A 21787-nucleotide genomic window follows, 5' to 3' on the forward strand; every position below is an offset into this window, starting at 1 on the left:
TCCAAAATAAGCAGAAGGGATAAGCATGGCGCTTACTGACCAGTCCACCCGGATCCGCGCGGGCGAAGAACTCGATGCCAGCCTGATCGATCCGTACCTCAAGGCGCACATTCCCGGCCTGACCGGCACGCCGCAGATCAGCCAGTTTCCTGGCGGCGCGTCGAACCTGACCTACCTGCTGGAATACCCCGAGCAAGAATTCGTTCTGCGCCGTCCGCCGTTCGGCCACAAAGCCAAATCCGCCCACGACATGGGCCGTGAGTTCCGCATTCTCAACCAATTGCGCGACGGCTTTCCGTATTGCCCGAAGGCCTACGTGCATTGCACCGACGAAGCCGTTATCGGCGCCGAGTTCTATGTGATGGAACGGGTCAAAGGCATCATCCTGCGCGCCGAACTGCCGCCGGAGCTGGGCCTCGATTCGGCGAAAACCGAAGCGCTGTGCAAAAGCTTCATCGACCGTTTCGTCGAACTGCATCGGGTCGATTACAACGCCTGCGGCCTCGGCGATCTGGGCAAGCCTGAAGGCTACGTCGCCCGGCAGATCAAGGGCTGGAGCGAGCGTTACGAAAAAGCCCTGACCCCGGACGCGCCGCACTGGGAAGCGGTCAAAGCCTGGCTCAACGACAAGATGCCGGCCGACCACCCGACGTCGAGCATCGTCCACAACGACTACCGCTTCGACAACGTCATTCTCGACCCGGCCAATCCGATGCAGATCATCGGCGTGCTCGACTGGGAACTGACCACCCTCGGCGACCCGCTGATGGACCTGGGCAACACCCTCGCCTACTGGATCGAAGCCGGTGACCCGGCACCGGTGCAACTGATGCGCCGCCAGCCAAGCCACGCGCCGGGCATGCTGACCCGCCGCGAATTCGTCGACTACTACGCCGAGCGCTCGGGCATCCGCATCGACAATTTCGACTTCTACTACACCTACGGCCTGTTCCGCCTGGCCGGCATCGTGCAGCAGATCTACTACCGCTTCTACCATGGCCAGACGCAGGACAAACGCTTCGCGCAGTTCATTCACATGAACAAACTGCTGGAGCAGATGAGCCTGCAGGTCATTCAGAAATCCAGCCTCTGATCCGGGCCAATAACAAGACTTTCAACAAGGGAAACCCATGTCCAAGACTCAGTTGTTCGACCTCGACGGCAAAATCGCTTTCGTCTCCGGCGCCAGCCGTGGCATCGGTGAAGCCATCGCCAAACTGCTGGCCCAGCAAGGCGCCCACGTGATCGTCTCGAGCCGCAAGCTCGAAGGCTGCCAACACGTCGCCGACGCCATCATCGCCGCCGGCGGCAAGGCGACAGCCGTGGCCTGCCACATCGGTGAGATGGAGCAGATCAGCCAGGTCTTCGCCGGGATCAAGGAACAATTCGGCCGCCTCGACATCCTGGTCAACAACGCCGCGACCAACCCGCAATTCTGCAACGTGCTCGACACCGATCTGGGGGCGTTCCAGAAGACCGTCGATGTGAACATTCGCGGCTACTTCTTCATGTCGGTCGAAGCCGGCAAGCTCATGCGCGAAAACGGTGGCGGCAGCATCATCAACGTCGCGTCGATCAACGGCATCTCGCCGGGCATCTTCCAAGGCATCTATTCGGTAACCAAAGCGGCGGTCATCAACATGACCAAAGTCTTCGCCAAGGAATGCGCGCAATTCGGCATCCGCTGCAACGCCCTGCTCCCCGGCCTGACCGACACCAAATTCGCCTCGGCGCTGGTCAAGAACGACGCGATTCTGAAACAGGCACTGACCCAGATCCCGCTCAAACGCGTAGCCGATCCAAGCGAAATGGCCGGCGCGGTGCTGTACCTGGCCAGCGATGCGTCGAGCTACACCACTGGCGTGGCGCTGAATGTGGATGGCGGGTTCCTGTCCTGATATCCAAGGCAAATTGCTAACCCGTGTGGGAGCGAGCCTGCTCGCGAAGGCGTTGTGTCAGTCAGCTATGTTTTGACTGATACCACGCATTCGCGAGCAGGCTCGCTCCCACAGGGGCGGTGCCGAAATCCAGAACTCCTGCATCCGCGGGATTGGCCGGCTTATTGGGTTATGCAACGCGTAGTGGTGATGTGGCGCGTCACCTGCCCATCCACATACACATCCCCGGCAACCTCAGTATTTTCCAGCACCTCACACCGACGTTCCGGCGGTGGCGGCGGCGCGACAGGCGCAGGGGGTGGAGGACTGGCACAACCGGCCAACAGCACAGCAAGAAAAGCCAACGGCAATACGCGTTTCCCAGGATTATTCATAGGACGACCCGCGGTAAAGAGAGACAAACTCCCGCAACCCAACCGGCCGCGGAAGACCTGACCACTCATTCTTTATAGCTGAGCGCCTTGTTAGCGCCAGTGGATTGGGGAGATTGGCTAGTTCGGGCTGTCGGTTTTGCGCAGATTTTCCAGCAGAAGCCTGGATTGGGATTATGGTCGTCGGCGAGGGCCTCATCGCGAGCAGGCTCACTCCTACAGTTTTGATCGAGTGAGTTCAGTAACAATCAGGTCGGCTGTCAGGCCGCCTTCGCGAGCAGGCTCGCTCCCACAGAAAATCAAAATCAAAATCAAAAGATCGCAGCCTTCGGCAGCTCCTACACACGATGAGCGTTAGCTCGAGTACCGCTTTTGATCTTGATCTTGGAGCCCGTCGGCAGGCTGAGTGGAGGGATTGATCCGGGCGTGGGAGCGCAGCGACCGTACGACGCAGTCGTACACAGCGAGTGTAGGTGCAGCGAAGCAAACCGGAGCCGCTGCGCCAGGATCGATCCCGGAGCGAAGGAACCCCGAGCCTAAGCGAGCGGGCCGAACGTCAGGGCGAAGACCTTTTGGTTCCTTTTGGGGCGTTTGCCAAAAGGGACTCGCCGTAAGGGCGAAACCGCCAGCCGCAACACCCAAAAAAACGGATATACACCCAAAATCCCCAGAGCATGGCCGGCCCAAAGGCCGCCAAGACCAAAGCGCGCTTAAGCCAAATCCGGATCCCGCGAAGAACGCAAGGAATTGCTCTCAAGCTCATACCTCAACTCATCCACCAACGCCTCAACCGCCCCAGGCGTACGCAGCGAAGCCAGATCCAGCCCGCTGATCACCAGATCCACCTGCCCCGAATCCCGGTGATACAACTTGACCGTCAGCGAATGATCACCATCCACCGAACACTCACAAGCCAGCGGCGCAAAACTGTGCTCGAGCCGAGCGCGCAACTGCGCAAGATTCATCATTGACGTTGTTCCTATGACTGTTTCAAAAGGGGCACGATCGCAGGCCCGAAATGGCCCACACCGCACCCCACCAGCCTAAGAACACAACGTCTTGGCCAATACATGAATTTGCACCCTTGTAACTAGTGCATTTGCACCCCTCAGCGCTGGCCTTTGGTGCCCCACTCTCCCGAAAACAAACCGCGCTCTCGAGCCCAGACGATCGCCTCGCTGCGGCTATGCACATCGATTTTCGAGTACACGGTGGCCACATGATTGCGCACGGTATTGGGCGCCAGTTTCAACCGCGCGGCGATCTCCTTGTCCGCCAGACCTTCACAGATCAAACCCAGCACATCACGCTCACGGGCCGTCAGGTCGGTGAACGAGGCGCTGGGCAGCTGCGGCGAGTTGATCTTCTTCACGTTGGCCAGCTTCTCGATCAGCGTTCGGCTGAACCACGATGCATCCTTCATCACCTCTTCAATCGCCGCGACCAGCTCAAGCTCAGTGCGCTTGCGCTCGGTCATATCCATCAACACCAGCAGATAGCAGGACGTGTCGTGAATGTTCACGGTGTCAGCCGAGACCGCACACTCCAGCAACTCCTCGTCCTTCTTGCGCACGGGCACGTCGACCCGATCGACCCGACCGTTCTTCGCCAGCGCCGACAGCAGGCGCGTGCGCGCGCTGTCATCGTGGATGAAGCTCAGCTGCGTCACGGTTTTGCCGAGTACGTCATCGCTGTCATAGGCCAGGGTATCGAGGAACGCCTGATTGACGTCGATGACCTCCTGCTTGTCAGCGGTGCAGATCAAAATCGGTACCGGCGTCAGACGAAAAGCCTTGGCAAAGCGCTCCTCGCTCTGACGCAAGGCCACTTCGACCCGGCGCCGAGGCTCCATGTCGACGAAGGAGAACAGCATGCAATTCTCGTCATTGAGCAGCAGCGGCTGACCGGCAACGATCACCTGTTTACTGCCACCGTCCGGGAGGCGCAGTTCTGCCTGCATCTGCGGAATGGTCGCGACATCGCGCAAGCGCTGGACAGCCAGATCGCGCTGATCCGCCTGCTCGAAGATATCGATTTCGTAGGCCGAAGTGCCGATCACCTGATCGCGGGTATAGCCGGTCATTTCCAGAAAGCCCGGGTTGACCTTGATGTAGCGCAAATCGCTGAGTCGGCAGATCACTGCCGGTGCAGGGTTGGCATTGAAGGTTTTTTCGAAACGCAGCTCAGCGTTGGCCCAATCGGTGACGTCGCTCATGATCAGCACCAGCGACTCGGGCTGGCCGACGCGGTCGGTCAGGACCATGCTGCGCACGCTGTGCACCCAGACCCGCTCCGGGTCGTCCACGGACGAAACTTCGATCAGCACATCATTGAACGCCTCGCAGCGGGCGACGCGGCTGATCGGGTAGTTGTCCGGCGGCAAGACATGATTATTGCGATAGCGCAGCGTGAAGCGTCTGGCGTACTCGTCGGCGTTACTGCCCAGATCACCGATGGTGCTGACACCGTGCATGGTCAGCGCCGCTTCGTTGGCCCAGAGAATGCTTTTGTCGAGTTCCAGCAGAATCACCCCGTCCGACAGCCCGGCAATGATCTGCTGCAACTGGCGACGGTTGGTTTCGGTGGTCAGGACTTCCTGGCTCATTGGATCTCCACACTGTGATGCGGCTAGGTGAAGAGTACGACCGCGGCGGCTCGGGATCGTGCCACAACCCCAAAATCGCCAAAAAACCCCTGTGGGAGCGAGCCTGCTCGCGAAAGCGCTGGGTCAGACAGACCATTCGGTGACTGACCCGGCGCATTCGCGAGCACGCTCGCTCCCACAGGTTTACTGGGTGTGTTTACCTTAGGCGGCACGCTCGCTGGCCGCCACCATCGCCGACGCCGCGAGCATCGCCCGCAACAACACCGCGCACCCCGCTGCCAGATCATCCGGCGCGGCATTCTCGATTTCGTTGTGGCTGATCCCGCCCTCGCATGGCACAAAAATCATTCCCGCCGGGCCGAGCTCGGCGAGGAAAATCGCGTCATGCCCGGCACCACTGACGATGTCCATGTGCGACAGACCCAGCCCTTTCGCAGCACCGCGCACCGCTTCCACGCAGCCTTTTTCGAAGTACAGCGGCGGGAAGTCGGCGGTCGGGGTCAGTTCGTAGGTAAGGCCGTGCTCTTCGCAGGTCGCCTCGATCACTTGTTTCACTTCGGCAATCATCGAATCCAGCCGCGCCGGCTCCAGGTGGCGAAAATCCAGAGTCATGCGCACTTCGCCGGGAATCACGTTGCGCGAGCCGGGATAGGCTTGCAGGCAGCCGACCGTGCCACAGGCGTGGGGCTGATGGCCGAGGGCGGCGCGGTTGACGGCGCCGACGATCACCGAGGCACCGACCAAGGCGTCCTTGCGCAGGTGCATCGGCGTCGGGCCGGCGTGGGCTTCGACGCCGCGCAATTTCAGGTCGAACCACTTCTGCCCGAGCGCGCCGAGTACCACGCCGATGGTTTTCTCTTCGTCCTCGAGAATCGGGCCTTGTTCGATGTGCGCTTCGAAATACGCGCCAACCGCGTGCCCGCTAACCTTGCGCGGACCGGCATAGCCGATCGCATTCAGTGCTTCGCCGACCGTGACGCCGTCGGCATCGACCTTGGCGAGGGTTTCTTCGAGGGTGAATTTCTCGGCGAAGACCCCTGAGCCCATCATGCACGGGGCGAAGCGTGAGCCCTCTTCGTTGGTCCAGACCACCACTTCCAGCGGCGCTTCGGTTTCCACGCCGAGGTCGTTGAGGGTGCGCAGCACTTCGACGCCGGCGAGCACGCCGAAGCAGCCGTCGAACTTGCCGCCGGTGGGCTGGGTGTCGATGTGGCTGCCGGTCATCACTGGCGGCAGGCTCGGGTTGCGCCCGGCGCGCCGGGCGAAAATGTTGCCGACGGCATCGACCGTGACGCTGCAACCGGCGTCCTTGCACCACTGCACGAACAGGTCGCGCGCCTGGCGGTCGAGGTCGGTCAGGGCCAGGCGACAGACGCCGCCCTTGACCGTGGCGCCGAGTTTCGCCAGTTCCATGAGCGAGGCCCAGAGGCGATCGCGGTTGATGTGCTGATGGGTGGATTGCAGAACGTCGACGGCTGCGTTCATGGGGATCTCCTCAATGCTGATGCCGATAGTGCCCATGCTCTGCGTGGGCATTCATCCATGGACGCTCTGCGTCCGCTGTTGGGACGCGGAGCGTCCCGGGCTGCATTCCCACGCAGAGCGTGGGAACGATCAGTTTCGGCGGTGTATGGAGCATCGCCTTCGCGAGCAGGCTCGCTCCCACAGTGAGAATGCATTTCCAATGTGGGAGCGAGCCTGCTCGCGAAAAGGCCCTTGCTCACACCGCTGTTTTCACGGCAGAAGGCTGCGCCCGCATCACGCACAGCCCGTAATAAATCACCCCGCCCAACGCCGAGCCGGTGAACCAGCCATAGCTGTAGAACCAGCTGAACGCGTCGCTGCCCAGCGACAGCAGGGTCAGCGCCACCGGCACGCCAAAGGCGAGAAAACCGGCCCAGTTCCACGCCGGATACACGTCATCGCGGTACAGCCCGGCGAGGTCCAGTCGCTGTTTCTTGATCAGGAAATAATCCACCACCATGATCCCGGCGATCGGCCCGAGCAGGCTCGAGTAGCCCAGCAGCCAGTTTGAGTACACGGTTTCCAGGCTGATGTCGGAAACGATCAGGCCAAGCTTTTTCAGCAGTTCATGGCCCATCAGCACCAGCCCGACCAGACCGGTGAGCAACACCGCTTTGGTGCGGTTGATCACCTTCGGCGCGATGTTCTGAAAGTCATTGGTCGGCGAGACGATATTCGCGGCGGTGTTGGTCGACAGTGTGGCAACGATGATCAGCGCCATGGCCACCGCCACCCACACCGGGCTCTGGATATGCCCGATCAGCGTGACCGGATCGGACACGGTGACGCCGACCAGTTTCACCGATGCGGCGGTCATCACCACCCCTAGCGCGGCGAAGAGGAACATGGTCAGCGGCAGACCGAAAATCTGCCCGAGGATCTGATCCTTCTGGCTCTTGGCGTAGCGACTGAAGTCGGGAATGTTCAGCGACAGCGTGGCCCAGAAGCCGACCATTGCCGTCAGCCCTGCCGCGAAATAACTGACCACGCTGGCGCCTTCCGGACGCTTGGGCGGGATCGCCAGCAATTCAGTCATCGACACATTGGGCATCGCCCACACCAGCAGGCCGATGCCCACCGCCACCAACAACGGTGCCGACAAGGTTTCCAGCCATTTGATCGACTCGGCGCCGCGAATCACCACCCACAGATTCAGCGCCCAGAACACCATGAAACCGATCACCTCGCCGGTTCCGCCGAGGGATTTCCAGCCCTCGAACACCGAGCCGAGGAACAGGTGAATCGCCAGTCCGCCGAACATGGTCTGGATGCCGAACCAGCCACACGCCACCAACGCGCGAATCAGGCACGGCACGTTGGAACCGAGAATGCCGAACGACGAGCGCAGCAGCACCGGAAACGGAATGCCGTACTTGGTGCCCGGGAAGGCGTTGAGGGTCAGTGGAATCAACACAATGACGTTGGCAAACAGAATCGCCAGCAGCGCTTCGCCGACGCTCAAGCCGAAATACGCGGTGAGCACGCCGCCGAGGGTGTAGGTCGGCACGCAAATCGACATCCCGACCCACAGCGCGGTGATGTGCCATTTGTTCCAGGTGCGTTCGCGCACCTTGGTCGGTGCCATGTCGTGGTTGTAACGGGGGCTGTCGAGGACGTCGTTGCCGGCTTCGAGCTCGAACAAGCCGTCGCGCTCGGTCACTTGTGATCTGGTCTGTTGCATGGCCGCTCCACTGTTCTTCTGATTATTTTTTGCTCATCAGGCGGCGAGCGCATACGGCGCCAGCCGGACGATGGCCGGAGGAACTGACAACTTTCACGCACCGGCCATGGTGTCAGCGGCGGCATCAATAAACGTGCCGGGTCTGGCGCTGAACGCTTGGGCGGTGCACTGCACGCTTTGCAACTTTCTGATATTCATCAGTTTTAATTGAATATTCGCTGAGTCCGGGAAAACTTGTCTGAACGCTCAGGCTAAACGTCGGGCAAGTTGTCCGAAGTGTCAGGACTCAAACTGGTGCACTGCATTTATTTTTGTCGGTGAACCCGCAACCGCAGCACAACTTCAAGCGGCTGATTTCACATAGGAAATCTTGCTCATATTTCCATCCTGTCAAGTGCGTCAAAATGGTGAGCGCCCTACCCATTTTGGTGATTTCTCGTTTTTACCTTTATTTATCAATAGCTTGAAACAGCTATAAGCTTATAAAAAATATTCTTGATCATTCTTGAAATCGCGACTAGTTTCTATTCCTGACAGCGATGACAGGAATACGAACTGCGCCGCTGTACTTCAATAAAACATTTAGAACCGGCACAAGTCGGTCATGCCTGCGAGGAATCCGGAATGTCTCTGTTGATCCGTGGCGCCACCGTTGTTACCCATGATGAAAGTTACCGCGCCGACGTCTATTGCGCTGACGGCGTGATCAAAGCCATTGGTGAAAACCTCGACATTCCCGCCGGCGCAGAAGTGCTCGACGGCAGTGGCCAGTACCTGATGCCCGGCGGCATCGATCCGCATACGCACATGCAGTTGCCGTTCATGGGCACCGTTGCCAGCGAAGATTTCTACAGCGGCACCGCTGCCGGTCTGGCCGGCGGCACTACCTCGATCATTGACTTCGTCATTCCCAATCCGCAGCAATCGCTGATGGAAGCGTTTCATCAGTGGCGCGGCTGGGCACAAAAGTCCGCGTCGGACTATGGCTTCCACGTCGCAATCACCTGGTGGAGCGAGCAGGTGCGCGAGGAAATGGCCGAGTTGGTCAGCCACCACGGCATCAACAGCTTCAAGCATTTCATGGCCTACAAGAACGCGATCATGGCCGCCGACGACACTCTGGTGGCGAGTTTCGAGCGCTGCCTGGAACTCGGTGCGGTGCCGACCGTGCACGCGGAAAATGGCGAGCTGGTCTATCACCTGCAACGCAAGCTGATGGCTCAGGGCATTACCGGGCCGGAAGCGCATCCGCTGTCGCGACCTTCGCAGGTCGAAGGTGAAGCCGCGAGCCGGGCGATCCGTATCGCCGAAACCATCGGCACGCCGTTGTACCTGGTGCACGTTTCCACCAAGGAAGCCCTCGACGAAATCACCTACGCACGCAGCAAGGGCCAGCCGGTTTACGGCGAGGTGCTGGCCGGGCACTTGCTGCTCGACGACAGCGTCTATCAACACCCGGACTGGCAGACCGCTGCCGGCTACGTGATGAGCCCGCCGTTTCGTCCGCGCGGCCATCAGGAGGCGCTGTGGCACGGGCTGCAGAACGGCAATCTGCACACCACCGCCACCGACCACTGCTGCTTTTGCGCCGAGCAGAAAGCCGCCGGGCGCGACGACTTCAGCAAGATTCCCAACGGCACCGCCGGCATCGAAGACCGCATGGCAGTGTTGTGGGATGAAGGCGTCAACTCCGGACGATTGTCGATGCAGGATTTCGTCGCGCTGACCTCCACCAACACCGCGAAGATTTTCAATCTCTATCCACGCAAAGGTGCGATCCGCGTGGGCGCCGATGCCGATTTGGTGCTGTGGGATCCGCAAGGCACACGGACCATTTCCGCCAAGACCCACCATCAGCAGGTGGACTTCAACATCTTCGAAGGCAAGACCGTGCGCGGCGTGCCGAGCCACACCGTCAGCCAGGGCCGCGTGGTCTGGGCCGACGGCGACCTGCGCGCCGAACGCGGCGCCGGACGCTACATCGAACGGCCGGCCTATCCGGCGGTGTTTGATTTGTTGAGCAAGCGGGCGGAGTTGCACAGGCCGACGGCGGTGAAACGCTGACAGCCAGGCCTTCGGCCTTCGCGAGCAGGCTCGCTCCCACAGGTGAGCGCATAGCAAATGTGGGAGCGAGCCTGCTCGCGAAGAGGCCCTCCCTGACGCCATAAAACCACTGCCCACCAGAGGCAGCACCTCAATTAGCCATGAGGCCATGAACCGTGATCGAGACCCTGAACCACCTTCCCCACCCGCACGAAAGCGCGGCCGCCCTCGCCGGCCATTTCACTGATCTGGCGCCGCCGCTCAATACCCGGCAGGCGCATCTGGAAGCCTCGCGCTGCCTGTATTGCTACGACGCGCCTTGCGTCAATGCATGCCCCAGCGAAATCGACATTCCGTCGTTCATCCGCAATATCCATCAGGACAACGTACAGGGCGCGGCGCAAAAGATCCTTTCGGCAAACATCCTCGGCGGCAGTTGCGCGCGGGTCTGTCCAACGGAAATCCTCTGCCAGCAGGCCTGCGTGCGCAACAACGCGCAGGAATGCGCGCCGGTGCTGATTGGTTTGCTGCAACGCTATGCCGTGGACAACGCGCATTTCGCCGAACACCCGTTCCAGCGCGCCCCGGCCACGGGCAAACGGATCGCCGTGGTGGGCGCCGGGCCGGCCGGGTTGTCTTGCGCTCATCGCAGCGCAATGCACGGGCATGACGTGGTGATTTTCGAAGCACGGGAAAAGGCCGGCGGGCTCAACGAGTACGGCATCGCCAAGTACAAACTGGTCGACGATTACGCGCAGAAGGAGCTGGACTTTCTCCTGCAGATTGGCGGGATAGAAATCCGCCACGGCCAGAAACTCGGTGCAAACCTGACCCTGAGCGAACTGCATCAGCAGTTTGACGCGGTATTCCTCGGCCTCGGCCTGAATGCCAGCAAGCAACTCGGTCTGGCCCACGAAGACGCGCCGGGCCTGCTCGCCGCCACCGATTACATCCGCGAACTGCGCCAGGCCGATGACCTCACGCAGTTGCCCTTGGCCGAACGCTGCATCGTTCTCGGCGCCGGAAACACGGCGATCGACATGGCGGTGCAAATGGCCCGCCTCGGCGCGCGCGACGTCAATCTGGTGTATCGCCGTGGTGCGGCAGACATGGGCGCCACCCACCATGAGCAGGACATCGCCAAAGCCAACCAGGTGCGGTTGCTGACCTGGGCGCAGCCGGAGCAAGTGTTGCTCGATGATCAGGGCCGCGTGCGCGGCATGCGTTTCGCCCGCACCGATCTGGTTGAAGGGCGTCTACAAACCACCGGAGAAACCTTTGAGCTGGCTGCCGATGCGATCTTCAAAGCGATCGGCCAGAGCTTCGATGACAGCGCTCTCAGCGATCCGTTGGCGCGCGAACTCAAGCGTCAGGGCGAACGCATCGCGGTCGATGAAAACCTGCGCACCAGCGTCCCCGGCGTGTATGCCGGCGGCGACTGCACCAGCCTCGATCAGGACCTCACCGTGCAAGCAGTGCAGCACGGCAAACGCGCCGCCGAGGCGATCAACGCTCAACTGATGCTCAACGTGGAGGCTGCGTAAATGGCCGATCTCTCGATAGTCTTCGCCGGTATCAAAGCGCCCAACCCGTTCTGGCTGGCTTCCGCGCCGCCCACCGACAAGGCCTACAACGTGGTCCGCGCCTTCGAAGCGGGCTGGGGTGGCGTGGTCTGGAAAACCCTGGGTGAGGATCCGGCGGCGGTCAACGTTTCCTCGCGTTATTCGGCGCATTACGGTGCCAATCGCGAAGTGCTGGGCATCAACAACATCGAACTGATCACCGACCGCTCGCTGGAAATCAACCTGCGCGAAATCACCCAGGTGAAGAAGGACTGGCCGGATCGCGCGCTGATCGTGTCGCTGATGGTGCCGTGTGTCGAGGAGTCGTGGAAACACATTCTGCCGCTGGTCGAAGCCACCGGCGCCGACGGCATCGAACTCAACTTCGGCTGCCCCCACGGCATGCCCGAACGCGGCATGGGCGCGGCGGTCGGCCAGGTGCCGGAGTATGTCGAACAGGTGACGCGCTGGTGCAAGACGTACTGCTCGCTGCCGGTGATCGTCAAACTCACCCCGAACATCACCGACATCCGCGTCGCTGCCCGGGCGGCGCATCGTGGTGGCGCCGATGCGGTGTCGCTGATCAACACGATCAACTCGATCACCAGCGTCGACCTGGACCACATGGTCGCCCTGCCCACCGTCGGCAGCAAAAGCACCCACGGCGGTTATTGCGGTTCGGCGGTCAAGCCAATTGCGCTGAACATGGTCGCGGAAATCGCCCGTGATCCGCAGACCCAGGGCTTGCCGATCTGCGGCATCGGCGGCATCGGCAGCTGGCGCGACGCGGCGGAGTTCATGGCGCTGGGCAGCGGCGCGGTGCAGGTGTGCACGGCGGCGATGCTGCATGGTTTTCGCATTGTCGACGAGATGAAGGACGGCTTGTCGCGGTGGATGGACAGCCAGGGTTACGCCAATATCGCCGAGTTTTCCGGGCGCGCCGTGGGCAACACCACGGATTGGAAGTACCTCGATATCAACTACCAGGTGATCGCGAAGATCGACCAAGAGGCGTGCATCGGTTGCGGGCGTTGCCACATTGCTTGCGAAGACACGTCACACCAGGCGATCGACAGTTTGAAACAGGCCGACGGTACGCATAAATATGAAGTGATCGATGAGGAATGTGTGGGCTGCAATCTGTGCCAGATCACCTGCCCCGTGGCCGACTGCATCGAGATGGTACCGATGGAAACGGGCAAGCCGTTTCTGGACTGGAATCATGATCCGCGCAACCCCTATCACGTTGCAGTCTGAAAAAACCCCTCACCCTAGCCCTCTCCCAAAGGGAGAGGGGACTGATTGGGGGATGCTGACAAACTTCGCCGACCTGAAAGAGTTGTTGTGAATCCATAATCGACACGGTCTTTCAGGTCGATGTACCTCTCAATACACCTCGGTCGGCCCCCTCTCCCTCTGGGAGAGGGCTGGGGTGAGGGTAAGCCCTTGATGGTGCTCTTCAAGGCTCCAGCCCGATCCCGCGCAAAATCACACCTGTCACGGTCTGCACCGCCCGCTCGAACTGCATATCCGACAACGGCTGGTGATCATTGAGAATGTTCACCTGATGATCAAAGTCGGCGTAATGCTGGGTCGACGCCCAGATCATGTACAGCAAACCCGACGGCTCCACCGGCAGGATCCGCTTGTCCTCGACCCACTGGCGAATCTTCGCCTCCTTCATCTTCGCCCAGTCATACAGGCTCGCATCCAGCGCTTCGCCCAGGGTCGGCGCGCCGTGGATGATCTCGTTGGCCCAGACTTTCGAGCCATAGGGCCGGCTGCGCGAATGATTCATCTTGGCGCGGATGTAACTGCTCAGCACCACGCGCGGGTCGTCGAACATCTCGAAGCACAGCGCGTCCTGCTTCCACACTTCCAGCAGATCGAACAGCACTGCGCTGTACAGCTCGCTCTTGGTGCTGAAGTAGTAATGCAGATTGGAACGCGGCAACTGCACTTCGGCAGCGATGTCCGCCATGGCGGTGCTGCCGAAGCCTTTTTCGGCGAAAACCTTTTCCGCCGCCAGCAGGATTTTCTCGACGTTACTGCGGCGAATTTCGATCTTGTGATTGCCCATGTGGGCTCCCTGACAACAGCGTTGCGCAAGACTAGCATCCGCTCTGATCCGGGCGCGACCGCCGCCAACAAAACTTCGCAGGTACAAGCGCTATGGCGCAGCGCTCACACCGATAGGCGTTGGTTCACTCACGCCCAGATTACCTTCAACCTGCCCGGCCATGTGCAGCGTGCCGGCCATCACCCCAGTGGTCGGGTTCTGCAGCAGCTTCTGCCAGGCTTTGTCGAAGGTATTGCCGAGGCTGCTGCGAATCAGCGCTTCGCTGTCGGGGCGGTCGTTGGCCTGGATGATTGCGCGTATGCCGGCCACGCCGACCGAAATCATCGCTCCGGCGAGCTTGCCTGCTGCTGCCGCCACTGCACTGGCGGCGCCGCGCGGGGCCATTTCTGCTTCGATGCGCTGGCTGGCGCGCTTGGCCACCGGGGCCATCGCCGCGTCGGTGGAGGAAATGCCCTTGGCGCCGCCGTCGGTGTGGATCTTGTCGATCAGTGCGGCGTACGCCGGGAGGGTGTTGAGCGGCTCGGTGCTGATGACTTTGAACAGCGAAGCATCCCGCGCAGGCGGCGGGCCGAGGGCGATGGCCGGGATCTTCTGCAAGCGTCCGTTGAGCTGCGCAATCGGCACACCGTGACGCTGGGCGATGAGCGGCATCTGCTGCGCCATCAACTGTGCATAGAACGCCGTGGCCTGCGCCAGAATCGCATCCGGATCGATCTCCACGGCGACCGGCGCGAGGACTTTTTCCTGATATTGCTCAAGCAGATACGCCGCCAGCCGTTTCGCCGAAGCGTCCTGCTCGCCGCCGGCGCTGATCGTGTACCAACTGACCTTCATCGACAGCCATTCCTGGGTCCAGTAGCTGCTGAACCAAGGGATGAAATTTTCTTCAGTTTGCTGATAGACCCGAGTGCGCCAATGTTCCATCGAGCCACGGGCGAACAGCTTGACCTGCTCGGTGGCCTGCTGCGATGCGCTGAGGATCTCGCGGTCGATCTGCTGCCAGGTTTGCGCCGACACCACCACCGCCTGCGGCGCACTCACTGGCGCCCGGGCCGAAGTGGCGCAGCCGGCCAGCAGAAACAGTGCGGCAACGACCAGCGTGCGCGGATTCACGGTGGCGGTGTCCTTTGGCTTGGGGAGGTGCAGGTTTGAGTATAGGTGGGTCAGTCGATTTCGATGCTGAAGGTTCCGGCCTCTTCGCGAGCAGGCTCGCTCCCACATTTGAAATGTGTTGCACCTGTGGGAGCGAGCCTGCTCGCGAAGGCGCCATCAGCAGCACCGCAAACCTCAACCATCACCACCATCGATATCCACCATCGCCACGATTGCCTTCCGCCCTCCCATGATGAAAGGCACGATTGACTCATCCGAAACACAACGAGGCGTTCACATCATGATCCACACCCAAGTCACCCTCTCCGTGAGTTTCCCGGTGTTCGGCAGCAACTACTACCAACAGCACGTCGTGCCGCGCAAGGCGCAGACACTGGTGTTCAACGAAGATTTCGACGATCTGCTGATGCCCGCCGCCAGCAATCATTTCAGCAATGAAGTGGTCGGCCTCAACGATCAGTTCCGTTTTCTGAGCGACATACTCGCCACCCATCTGCTCGATCACGAGGCCCCGGTGCCTGCGCGATCCCGCGTCCAGGCGAACGCTCGTTTTTTCAACTGAAGGCTGATGCACAGAGGGCGTTCCCTTAACGGGAACGCCCTCTGCTTTCAATCAGTCATCATCGCGATCACGGTGATAACGACGGCCATCGCGGCGGTCGTCATCGCGGTCGTCCCAGCGCCGGTCATGGTCGTAATAGCGGCCGTGGTCGCGGTCGTAGTGCCGGCCATGGCGGTGGTCATCATCAAAATCCGCAATACAGCCGCTCAGCAATACGGCGGCGGTCACAGTGAGCAGCATCGTTGTCGCTTGCTTCATTCAACACTTCCCTAAAACCCAAGGTCTTGACGACGGAAATCGCCACGCTGCCCGCGTCTTCGGGACGCAGTGCGCGCAGCCGCAGATACGACCGGGCAAAAGCACGTTGATTCAGTGGCCACTATCGACCGTTGGTCGGCCCGTTCGCCATGCCCGAACGGCGGCGGAATGCCACCTATACTGCTTGCAACCAACCCCCATGCAATGGATCTGCGCCCTCAATAACAATAAGCAGAGGTGGACCATGGTCTGGCAGCAAATCTACGACCCGTTCGGCAACCCGGTGCTCTCCACGCTGATGGCCGCGGTGCCGGTGGTGGTGATGCTCGCGGCGCTGGCGTTCTTTCACGTCAAGGCACATCTGGCAGCCTTGCTGGCGCTCGCGTCCGCCCTGCTGATCTCGATCTTCGCCTTCGACATGCCAGCGGGCATGGCCGGTTCGGCGGCGCTGTTCGGCGCGGCGAATGGCTTACTGCCGATTGGCTGGATTGTGCTCAACATCATCTTTCTGCATCGCCTGACCACGGAGAATGGTTCGTTCAAAGTGCTGCAGGATTCCCTCGCGCGCATCACCGATGATCGACGTCTGCAATTGCTGCTGATCGCCTTCTGTTTCGGTGCGTTCTTCGAAGGCGCGGCAGGCTTTGGCACGCCGGTGGCAGTGACCGGTGCGATTCTGATCGGCCTGGGTTTTTCGCCATTGGCCGCATCGGGCCTGGCGCTGATCGCCAACACTGCGCCAGTGGCTTTCGGTGCGCTGGGCACGCCGATCATCACCCTGGCCAAGGTCACCGGGCTGGACGAGATGGAGCTGTCGATGATGGTCGGGCGGCAGTTGCCGTTCTTCTCGGTGCTGGTGCCGTTCTGGTTGATCTGGGCGTTTGCCGGGTGGCGCAAGATGCTCGAGGTGTGGCCGGCGATTCTGGTGGCCGGGGTGAGTTTCGCCATCCCGCAATTTCTCGTGTCCAACTACCACGGGCCGATGCTGGTGGACGTCATCGCTGCGCTGATTTCCATGGCCTGTCTGACGCTGTTCCTCAAGGTGTGGAAACCGGCGACGATCCATACCTCGGCGGCGCTGTCCGGGCGCGTCGACAACTCCAAGGTCGACGAAGAAACAGTCACCGCCAGCGCCGCGTTCAGCGATCAGGCGCGCCCGGCAGTGATGCGTGCGTGGATGCCGTGGATCATTCTCACGGTGTTCGTGTTTGCCTGGGGCACCCAGGGCTTCAAGAACATGTTCGATACGCGCCCAGTGATCGACCCGGTCACGCAATCGGCCAAGCTCGACCCGCAAGGCAAACCGGTACGCGAGGCCAATCCGATCTTCGCCCCGGCGGTGACCTTCACCGGTCTGCACCTGCAAATCGAGAAAGTACCGCCGGTTGTCGCAGCGCCGAAAGCCGAGGAAGCGATTTACAAGTTCACTTGGCTGACCGCGACCGGCAGCGGGATCTTGCTGGCGGCGATTGTTGGAGGCTTGCTGATGGGTTATTCGATCCCGCAATTGATCAAGCAGTACCTGCGCACATTGTGGGTGGTGCGGTTTTCGCTGATCACGATTGCGGCGATGCTCGCGCTGGGCTTCCTCACCCGCTATTCGGGACTGGATGCGACCATGGGCCTGGCGTTTGCGGCGACGGGGATTTTCTACCCGATGTTCGGCACGCTGCTCGGCTGGCTGGGGGTGGCGCTGACTGGTTCCGATACCGCGTCAAACGTGCTGTTTGGCGGATTGCAACGGGTAACGTCGGAACAGCTGGGTATCAGTCCGGTGCTGATGGCGGCAGCGAACAGTTCCGGTGGGGTGATGGGCAAAATGGTCGACGCGCAGTCGATCGTCGTCGCCTCCACCGCGACCCGTTGGTACGGGCATGAGGGCGAGATCCTGCGTTACGTGTTCTTCCACTCGATCGTGCTGGCGATCCTGGTCGGCGGGCTGGTGACGTTGCAGGCGTATGTCGCACCGTTTACCTCGATGGTGGTGGGTGGGCCATAACTGAAAAACACATCTCCACTGTGGGAGCGAGCCTGCTCGCGAAGAGGTCGGCAGATCCAGCAGCGGCTGGGTCTGACCCGACGCTTTCGCGAGCAGGCTCGCTCCCACAGGCCAATTGATGAGTTCAGCACATAACTCTATAGCGCAAATCCGACAAAACCTTTTCCCCTCTCCGGCGGTCACTCCTTTTACGAGACTGGCATGCATGCCGGCGCGCCCGTTTGGGCCTTTTGCAATCCTGCCGCCCGATGAGAGAAAAGGAATCGAACCATGCCGATTTCCCGACGCAATTTCATGATCCTCGGCGCCGTAACCGCGACGGCGTTCGCTATGCCCCCCTTTATCAGCCTCAAGGCCTACGCGGCCAGTCTGGAGCAACCGGCCATGAGTCAAGTTACCCTGCAAGTCAACGGTAAACCGCAAACCCTCGAAGTCGACACCCGCACCACCCTGCTCGACGCCCTGCGCGAACACCTGCACCTGACCGGCACCAAGAAAGGCTGCGACCACGGCCAGTGCGGCGCCTGCACGGTGATCGCCGACGGTCGGCGGATCAACTCCTGTCTGACCCTGGCGGTGATGCACGACGGCAGTGAGGTGACCACCATCGAAGGCCTCGGCATGCCGGACAAGCTGCACCCGATGCAGGCCGCGTTCATCAAGCACGACGGTTATCAGTGTGGCTACTGCACGCCGGGGCAGATCTGCTCGGCGGTCGCTGTGCTCAAAGAGATCCGCGACGGCATTCCCAGCCACGTCAGCCCGAGCCTGACCGAGCCGCCGAAGCTGATCGCCGCCGAACTGCAGGAGCGCATGAGCGGCAATATCTGCCGTTGCGGCGCTTACTCGAACATCATCGAAGCCATCACTGAAGTTGCGGAGGTGCCGGCATGAGAGCCTTCAATTACAGCCGCGCCGACTCACCTGCGGCAGCCGCTTCCCAGGCTGCGCACGTCGAAGGCGCCAAGTTCATCGCCGGCGGCACCAACCTGCTCGACCTGATGAAACTCGACATCGAAACCCCAGTCCACCTGATCGACATCAACCACCTCGGCCTGGACCAGATCGAAGCCACACCCGAAGGCGGACTGCGCATCGGCGCGCTGGTGCGCAACACCGATCTGGCCGCCGACGCGCGCGTGCGCAAGGACTACGCCCTGCTCTCCCGCGCCTTGCTCGCCGGGGCTTCCGGACAGTTGCGCAACATGGCGACCACCGCCGGCAACCTGCTGCAACGCACCCGCTGCCCGTACTTCTACGACACCCACCAGGCCTGCAACAAACGCAATCCGGGCAGCGGCTGCGCGGCGATCGGCGGGGTCACCCGGCAGCTGGGGATCATCGGCGTCAGCGACGCTTGCATCGCCACCCACCCGAGCGACATGGCCATCGCCATGCGCGCGCTGGATGCGCAGATCGAAACGGTCAAGCCTGACGGCAGCACGCGCAGCATTGCCATGGCCGATTTCCATCAGTTGCCGGGCGGCACGCCGCACATCGAAACCAGTCTCACGCCCGGCGAATTCATTACCGCCGTGACCCTGCCGGCGCCGGTTGGCGGCACGCACATTTATCACAAGGTGCGGGATCGCTCGTCTTACGCGTTTGCCCTGGTCTCGGTCGGTCTGATCCTGCAAAAGGACGGCACCGGCCGCGTCGCCGTCGGCGGCATTGCGCCGAAACCGTGGCGGGTCGAAGCCGCTGAAGCGTTGCTGCCCAAGGGTGCCAAAGCAGTCAGTGAACGCCTGCTTGAAGGCGCGACGCCCACCGATGACAACCAATTCAAACTGACACTGGTCGAGCGCACGCTGGCCTCGGTGTTGGCGCAAGCGAGGGAAACCGCATGAAATTCGACACGCCCGCCACCACCAATCCCATCGACCGCCTGAAGGTCGTCGGCCAGCCCACCGAGCGCGTCGAAGGCCCGCTGAAAACCAGCGGCCAGGCCACTTACGCCTACGAACAACATGAAGCGGCGGCCAATCAGGCCTACGGCTTCATGGTCGATTCGGCGATCGCCAAAGGGCGGATCAAAGCCATTCATCTGGGCGAGGCCAAAGCGGCGCCCGGCGTGCTCGCGATCGTTACTGCCGAGAATGCCGGCAAGCTCGACAAGGGTGATTACAACGCTGCGCATCTGCTCGCTGGTCCCGAAGTGCAGCATTACCAGCAAGCCGTTGCATTGGTGGTTGCCGAGACCTTCGAACAGGCGCGCGCCGCCGCGCAATTGGTCAAGGTCGATTACGAAACCACCGAGGGCAAGTTCGATCTGGCCAGCGTCAAAGACCTCGGCGTCGAGCCGAAAGACGAGCTGCCCGACGTCAATCACGGCGACTTCGACAAGGCCTTCACCGCCGCACCGGTGCAGTTCGATCAGACCTACACCACGCCAGACCAGTCCCACGCGATGATGGAACCGCACGCCACACTGGCCGCGTGGAAAGGCGATCAACTGACCGTGTGGACATCGAACCAGATGGTCGCCTGGAGTGTCGGTGACATTGCGAAAACCCTCGGCCTGCCGAAGGAAAAAGTCCGCTTGATCTCGCCGTACATCGGCGGTGGTTTCGGCGGCAAACTGTTTATTCGCGCCGACGTGATCCTCGCCGCTCTCGGCGCGCGCATGGCGGGGCGGCCGGTGAAAGTCGCCCTCGCCCGCCCGCAAATGGCCAACAACACCACCCATCGCCCGGCAACGATTCAGCGCATCCGCATGGCCGCCACGGCGGACGGCAAGCTGACCGCCATCGCCCATGAAGGCTGGTCAGGCAACCTTGCTGACGGCAAGGTTGAACTGGCCGCGCAACCGAGCCAGTTGCTCTACGCCGCAGAAAACCGCCGCGTCAGCATGCGCCTCGCCCCGCTCGACCTGCCCGAAGGCAACGCCATGCGCGCGCCGGGTGAAGCGCCGGGGCTGATGGTGCTGGAAATTGCCATGGACGAAATGGCCGAACAGCTGAAGATGGACCCGGTGCTGTTCCGCATCGCTAACGACACTCAAGTCGACCCGGTGAAAACCGAGCGGCCGTTCTCCCAGCGTCAACTGGTCAAATGCCTGCAGATCGGCGCGGAGAAATTCGGCTGGGATCAGCGCAAGGCGCAACCGGGCAGCCGTCGTGAAGGCCGTTGGCTGATCGGCATGGGCGTGGCGGCGGCGTTTCGCAACAACCTGCTGGTCAAGTCCGGAGCCCGTGTGCGCCTGGAGCGTGGCGGCAAAGTCGTTGTCGAAACCGACATGACCGATATCGGCACCGGCAGCTACACGATCATCGCGCAGACCGCTGCCGAGATGATGGGCGTTGGTCTCGATGATGTAGTCGTGCGTCTGGGTGATTCGGACTTCCCGGTTTCGGCTGGTTCTGGCGGTCAGTTCGGCGGCAACTGCTCGACCGCCGGGGTCTACGCTGCGTGCGTGAAATTGCGCGAAGCGGTGGCGCAGAAGCTGGGACTGGCGGCGGATCAGGCTGAATTTGTCGACGGCCAGGTGCGCGTCGGCAGCAAGAGCCTGCCGCTGCGCAACGCGGCTGAAGGCGGCGCATTGGTCGGCGAAGACAGCATCGAGTTCGGTGATCTGGCCGAGAAGTATCAGCAATCGACCTTCGGCGCGCATTTCGTCGAAGTCGCGGTCGATGCTGCCACTGGCGAAGTTCGCGTACGGCGCATGTTGGCGGTGTGCGCTGCGGGGCGGATCCTCAACCCGACGTCGGCGCGCAGTCAGGTCATCGGCGCGATGACCATGGGCGTCGGCGCGGCATTGATGGAAGAACTGGCGGTGGACAAGCGCCTGGGCTTTTTCGTCAACCATGACCTCGCCGGGTATGAGGTGCCGGTTCACGCCGACATTCCACATCAGGAAGTGATTTTCCTCGAAGAAACCGACCCGATTTCATCGCCGATGAAGGCCAAAGGCGTGGGTGAATTGGGGATTTGCGGCGTGAGTGCGGCGGTGGCGAATGCAATCTACAACGCCACCGGCGCGAGGGTGCGGGAGTATCCGATTACGCTGGACAAGATTCTTGATTCGTTGCCGGAGATGATCTGAAGCGAAAAGCCCCTCACCCTAGCCCTCTCCCAAGGGAGAGGGGACCGAT

At 61.4% G+C, this 21787-nt stretch carries 17 protein-coding genes; 10 read left to right on the forward strand and 7 right to left on the reverse strand.

All coding sequences use genetic code 11. The features are described 5' to 3' along the window. Nucleotides 1–25: 25 nt before the first annotated feature. Complete coding sequence (locus tag AB9L16_RS15140; RefSeq protein ID WP_095180255.1) at nucleotides 26–1093, forward strand: phosphotransferase family protein; 1068 nt, start codon at nucleotides 26–28, stop codon at nucleotides 1091–1093. Between the two features lie 37 nt (nucleotides 1094–1130). Further along, on the forward strand, nucleotides 1131–1898 hold the full coding sequence (locus AB9L16_RS15145) for an SDR family oxidoreductase (RefSeq protein WP_041480848.1): 768 nt from the start codon (nucleotides 1131–1133) through the stop codon (nucleotides 1896–1898). 1081 nt (nucleotides 1899–2979) lie between these two features. Here AB9L16_RS15145 and AB9L16_RS15150 read toward each other — a convergent pair. The 4 genes from AB9L16_RS15150 to AB9L16_RS15165 form a co-directional block, all read right to left on the reverse strand. Next, nucleotides 2980–3237, reverse strand: a complete 258-nt coding sequence (locus AB9L16_RS15150) for a DUF1652 domain-containing protein (protein ID WP_024013284.1) — start codon at nucleotides 3235–3237, stop codon at nucleotides 2980–2982. Between the two features lie 140 nt (nucleotides 3238–3377). Continuing rightward, nucleotides 3378–4874, reverse strand: a complete 1497-nt coding sequence (locus AB9L16_RS15155) for a helix-turn-helix transcriptional regulator (protein ID WP_095180256.1) — start codon at nucleotides 4872–4874, stop codon at nucleotides 3378–3380. A gap of 201 nt (nucleotides 4875–5075) precedes the next feature. Further along, nucleotides 5076–6359, reverse strand: coding sequence for a Zn-dependent hydrolase (locus AB9L16_RS15160; protein WP_095180318.1), 1284 nt, complete (start codon nucleotides 6357–6359; stop codon nucleotides 5076–5078). A 235-nt stretch (nucleotides 6360–6594) separates the two neighbouring features. Next, nucleotides 6595–8079: an NCS1 family nucleobase:cation symporter-1 gene (locus AB9L16_RS15165; RefSeq protein ID WP_305380982.1), complete on the reverse strand. Its 1485-nt coding sequence runs from the start codon at nucleotides 8077–8079 to the stop codon at nucleotides 6595–6597. 624 nt (nucleotides 8080–8703) lie between these two features. On the opposite strand from AB9L16_RS15165, the gene hydA reads away from it, so the two are divergent. From hydA to preA, 3 genes are all read left to right on the forward strand, one after another. Beyond that, nucleotides 8704–10143, forward strand: a complete 1440-nt coding sequence (hydA, locus tag AB9L16_RS15170; RefSeq protein ID WP_150635021.1) for a dihydropyrimidinase — start codon at nucleotides 8704–8706, stop codon at nucleotides 10141–10143. Nucleotides 10144–10298: 155 nt separating this feature from the next. Further along, nucleotides 10299–11666, forward strand: a complete 1368-nt coding sequence (locus AB9L16_RS15175) for an NAD(P)-dependent oxidoreductase (protein ID WP_375122328.1) — start codon at nucleotides 10299–10301, stop codon at nucleotides 11664–11666. Further along, the gene (preA, locus tag AB9L16_RS15180) at nucleotides 11667–12941 is read left to right on the forward strand and encodes an NAD-dependent dihydropyrimidine dehydrogenase subunit PreA (protein WP_375122329.1); all 1275 of its coding nucleotides are present in this window, start codon (nucleotides 11667–11669) and stop codon (nucleotides 12939–12941) included. Between the two features lie 202 nt (nucleotides 12942–13143). Here the strand turns inward: preA and AB9L16_RS15185 are convergent, their stop codons facing one another. Then, the gene (locus AB9L16_RS15185) at nucleotides 13144–13764 is read right to left on the reverse strand and encodes a TetR/AcrR family transcriptional regulator (protein WP_024013291.1); all 621 of its coding nucleotides are present in this window, start codon (nucleotides 13762–13764) and stop codon (nucleotides 13144–13146) included. 90 nt (nucleotides 13765–13854) lie between these two features. Continuing rightward, a complete protein-coding gene (locus tag AB9L16_RS15190) occupies nucleotides 13855–14877 on the reverse strand; it encodes a hypothetical protein (RefSeq protein ID WP_375122330.1) in 1023 nt (340 codons plus the stop codon). A 280-nt stretch (nucleotides 14878–15157) separates the two neighbouring features. On the opposite strand from AB9L16_RS15190, the gene AB9L16_RS15195 reads away from it, so the two are divergent. Next, nucleotides 15158–15439, forward strand: coding sequence for a hypothetical protein (locus AB9L16_RS15195; protein ID WP_236168640.1), 282 nt, complete (start codon nucleotides 15158–15160; stop codon nucleotides 15437–15439). A 51-nt stretch (nucleotides 15440–15490) separates the two neighbouring features. Here AB9L16_RS15195 and AB9L16_RS15200 read toward each other — a convergent pair whose 3' ends face one another. Beyond that, nucleotides 15491–15697, reverse strand: coding sequence for a hypothetical protein (locus AB9L16_RS15200; RefSeq protein ID WP_016775135.1), 207 nt, complete (start codon nucleotides 15695–15697; stop codon nucleotides 15491–15493). A 244-nt stretch (nucleotides 15698–15941) separates the two neighbouring features. Between AB9L16_RS15200 and AB9L16_RS15205 the strand changes: the two genes are divergently transcribed. From AB9L16_RS15205 to paoC, 4 genes are all read left to right on the forward strand, one after another. Next, complete coding sequence (locus tag AB9L16_RS15205) at nucleotides 15942–17696, forward strand: L-lactate permease (protein ID WP_056789178.1); 1755 nt, start codon at nucleotides 15942–15944, stop codon at nucleotides 17694–17696. A gap of 270 nt (nucleotides 17697–17966) precedes the next feature. Next, on the forward strand, nucleotides 17967–18590 hold the full coding sequence (gene paoA, locus AB9L16_RS15210; protein ID WP_041480864.1) for an aldehyde dehydrogenase iron-sulfur subunit PaoA: 624 nt from the start codon (nucleotides 17967–17969) through the stop codon (nucleotides 18588–18590). After that, a complete protein-coding gene (locus AB9L16_RS15215) occupies nucleotides 18587–19543 on the forward strand; it encodes an FAD binding domain-containing protein (RefSeq protein WP_375122331.1) in 957 nt (318 codons plus the stop codon). Before paoA ends, AB9L16_RS15215 begins: the two co-directional genes overlap by 4 nt. Further along, a complete protein-coding gene (gene paoC / locus AB9L16_RS15220) occupies nucleotides 19540–21738 on the forward strand; it encodes an aldehyde oxidoreductase molybdenum-binding subunit PaoC (protein ID WP_375122332.1) in 2199 nt (732 codons plus the stop codon). The genes AB9L16_RS15215 and paoC overlap by 4 nt, the downstream gene beginning before the upstream one ends. The last annotated feature ends 49 nt before the right edge of the window (nucleotides 21739–21787 follow it).

The organism is Pseudomonas sp. LW8 (assembly GCF_041956865.1).
Taxonomy (GTDB): domain Bacteria; phylum Pseudomonadota; class Gammaproteobacteria; order Pseudomonadales; family Pseudomonadaceae; genus Aquipseudomonas; species Aquipseudomonas siliginis.